Genomic DNA, 385 nt, shown 5'->3' with positions numbered 1-385 from the left:
TGTTGACAAAGACAAAGCGCTGAACGTGCGATCAAGCTGTACGTGAACTAAGCTAAAGTTACTCGCCACCTCCGCATAAATGCCACCAGCATCGACCGTACAGTATAAGCGAAACCAGTCATCATGTAGCTCAACGCGCAGCTCTAAGATCGCCTTGACGTTGTCAGTGACAAATTTTTGTAGCGCATCATTGACGTAGGTTTGCGCCACCGGTAGCGCCAGTTCATCCTCAAGCTTATTAGTCGTTCTGTGATAGATATCTTTAATCGATTGGGTAAGACTATCCCATCCATCGCTAAATGAATCGTCAAAGCGATAGCCGATATGCTTAAAAAAGTCATCAAAGCTGTCTGAATGATCAATATGATCAAAGTTATCAGAATTA

Annotated in this window: 1 pseudogene; it reads right to left on the bottom strand. The window is 43.4% G+C overall.

From position 1 onward, the window contains the following. Window positions 1–385, bottom strand: a pseudogene (locus CAN34_RS13835) (hypothetical protein); the annotation flags it as partial.

This window comes from Psychrobacter sp. DAB_AL32B, assembly GCF_002224105.1.
In the GTDB taxonomy this organism is placed as follows: Bacteria; Pseudomonadota; Gammaproteobacteria; order Pseudomonadales; family Moraxellaceae; genus Psychrobacter.
The sequence above is the reverse complement of the archived record's forward strand: the minus strand, read 5'-3'. Positions and strand labels throughout refer to the sequence as shown.